This is a genomic window from Dorea sp. MB18-49 (genome assembly GCF_023669465.1).
Lineage (GTDB): Bacteria > Bacillota > Clostridia > Lachnospirales > Lachnospiraceae > Dorea_A > Dorea_A longicatena.
On record NZ_JAMOYX010000093.1, the window covers coordinates 1 to 2,578 of the forward strand.

The 2,578-nt window shown below is 42.7% G+C and carries 3 protein-coding genes; 1 reads left to right on the forward strand and 2 read right to left on the reverse strand.

The window, feature by feature from the left end; genetic code table 11:
- Positions 1 to 208 precede the first annotated feature (208 nt).
- Complete coding sequence (locus tag NCY30_RS14820) at positions 209 to 1,546, forward strand: MATE family efflux transporter (protein WP_055158048.1); 1,338 nt, start codon at positions 209 to 211, stop codon at positions 1,544 to 1,546.
- Here NCY30_RS14820 and NCY30_RS14825 read toward each other — a convergent pair.
- Together NCY30_RS14825 and NCY30_RS14830 are read right to left on the reverse strand one after the other, a co-directional pair.
- Positions 1,519 to 1,974, reverse strand: a complete 456-nt coding sequence (locus NCY30_RS14825) for a helix-turn-helix domain-containing protein (protein WP_250818874.1) — start codon at positions 1,972 to 1,974, stop codon at positions 1,519 to 1,521. The genes NCY30_RS14820 and NCY30_RS14825 overlap by 28 nt on opposite strands.
- Positions 1,929 to 2,450 (reverse strand): AraC family ligand binding domain-containing protein, encoded by a 522-nt coding sequence (locus NCY30_RS14830; RefSeq protein WP_250818875.1) that lies wholly within the window; start codon positions 2,448 to 2,450, stop codon positions 1,929 to 1,931. Before NCY30_RS14830 ends, NCY30_RS14825 begins: the two co-directional genes overlap by 46 nt.
- Positions 2,451 to 2,578 lie beyond the last annotated feature (128 nt).

Below are 2,578 nucleotides of genomic sequence, written 5' to 3' on the forward strand. Positions count from 1 at the left end.
GTATTATTATAGACTATTTATCGGCAGCAAAAATGAGATATTATTCAAAAGATAACTCTGAAAACATCATAAAAAATTTAAACAAGAAACTTTCTGCTAATATTTCAGCATAGTAATGTCATAGAAAAAGTATCATTTCAGTAGTAAAATACTGGCTAAAAGCAGACAGTATTTGGAGAGTACCGTTTAGACATCAGGAGGTAACATAATGGGTAAGAACACGACGAATGATATGACGCAGGGAAACTGCATGCGTTTACTGGTACAGTTTTTTCTGCCGATCCTGGCAGGAAATCTGTTTCAGCAGTTATACAGCTTTGCAGACTCTATGGTGGTGGGAAAAGGAATTGGCGATACGGCACTTGCAGCAGTCGGAAATACCGGTTCCGTACATTTTCTGATCATTGGTTTCGCAATTGGGCTGACAGGAGGATTGGGAATCTGTATTTCTCAGTCTTTTGGAAGTGGCAATTATGAAAAACTTCGTAAGGAGCTGGCAATGTCTGTCTGGATCTGTCTGGCTATTGGGATTGTGATCACAGTGGTAAGTCTGGCCTTCATGCGGCAATTATTTACATTTCTCCATACACCGGAAGATCTGATGACGGAAACACTGCAATATTTCGGAACAATTCTTGCGGGAACTACCATTACAATTTTTAATAATTTTGCCATGACACTTCTGCGTTCCGTCGGAAACAGCCGGGTGCCTCTGCTTGCAATGATAATTTCCGCCATTGCTAATGTTCTGATGGATCTGTTATTCGTTTTTCCGCTGCATATGGGTGTTTTTGGCGCAGCGTTAGCCACTGTTCTGGCACAGGTTCTGTCTGCGCTTTACTGCTGTTACTACATAGGAAGGGAAAAAAATCTGATCCCGAAAAAAACGGACTGGAAACCACAGAGTGTAATCATCAAAAGACTGACATTGAAAGGTCTGCCTGTTGCCGTTATGAATTCTGTCACTGCAGTGGGTGGAATGGTATTGCAGACATTTGTCAACAATATGGGAACAAGCTATGTGGCTGCCTATGCGGCATGCACCAAGATCCTCAGTCTTTTTGAACAGCCGGCAAATACAGTGGGCCTGGCACTTCTTACTTTTGTGGGACAGAATTATGGTGCCGGAAAAAAGGAGCGAATACGTACCGGTATCCGGGAAGGAGTTATCCTGACGATCCTGATAAATATTCCACTGGCTTTGATGTTGCTGTGTATTCCTGAGTTTCTGACTTCTTTCATGTTGAATGATGCGTCGATTATTTCTTACACAAGAGATTTTCTGGCGGTTACAGGCATCTGTCTGTTTCCTCTGGGATGGCTGTTTGTGTTCCGCAACGGGTGTCAGGGCATGGGACATACGTTTGTTCCGATGCTTTCAGGAGTCCTGGAAGTGTCTCTTCGAGTGGTCATGGTAAAGCTGCTGACTCCATATCTGGCTTTTCGTGGTGTTGCTCTGGCAGAAGTATCTGCCTGGATCGGCGCCTGGATCATGTTGATGATCACTTACTGGATCTATCAGGAAAGAACGGATTCTTTTCGGTAAGTCTGAGGAGAACATCCTACCTTGGTGCGAAACTGTCGATTGAAATTTGAAAGGTTATGAAATCCGGTATCGAAAGCAATGTCGGAGATACTGCGATCCGTATTGCGCAGAAGGTCGCATGCTGATCGGATACGTACCTGATTCAGATATTCAATGGCTCCGAGACCGAAATTCTGTTTGAAACAGCTCATAAAGTAACTGCTGCTCATATGAGCGATCTTTGCCAGCTGCTCTATGGTGACAGATTCAGAATGATGTTTCTGTATATAAGTGAGAACAAGCCGAAGTGTTTCGGTCATCCGGGATTCTGTCGAAACCGTGTGTTCGGTGCAGAGTCCCGGTGTCGATGCCAGCAGATAAAATAAGCGAAGCAGTTCGCCTTTCAGTAACAGATCAGACGTTGCAAGATTTTTGTGCGCACACTGCATAATAGTCCGGACCGAATCATGGAGTTCATGATACCCCGGGGGGCCTGAGATACAGGGACCAGAACTCTTCGTCTGGAAGAAAAGATCGACAGCAGAATATCTGTATAACAACGGTCATCGTAACTTCCCACCAGCATATTCTGATGAAAAACAATGGTATCATAAAAAAAAGAGCTGTGCTCATCCGACATGATAGCATGAAGGACGTTGGGCTGGATCAGAAAGATGTCTCCCAGTTTGGCAGAGATGGTCTGATCCTCGTATTTGAAAAAACCATTTCCAGATTTTATGTAATTTAATTCCATTTCACTGTGCCAGTGCAGCGGTACACTCGTAAAATAATCCGGTATACCGCAGTCATAGTAACTGTATGGAACCTGAATGGATCCGTGCTGGCACTTTTCTTTTATCGCATAAAGATTCTGATAACGCAGATACGCAACAAGATTTTGTATGATCTGGTTCTTACCAAACATATCTTATTCTCCATTGTAAAAATTATACATCTCTTACAATCATATATTATTTTAAAATGCTTTTTTCCGCAAGAGCTTTTAACAATTAAACAACCTTTATCTTCTTACCTAACTATCCATTTGTACCG

Excerpts from the sequence above, each read along its gene's own strand:
- NCY30_RS14830 (WP_250818875.1), bottom strand. The coding sequence starts at position 2,450 with ATGTTTGGTAAGAACCAGATCATACAAAATCTTGTTGCGTATCTGCGT.
- NCY30_RS14820 (WP_055158048.1), top strand. The coding sequence starts at position 209 with ATGGGTAAGAACACGACGAATGATATGACGCAGGGAAACTGCATGCGT.
- NCY30_RS14825 (WP_250818874.1), bottom strand. The coding sequence starts at position 1,974 with ATGCAGTGTGCGCACAAAAATCTTGCAACGTCTGATCTGTTACTGAAA.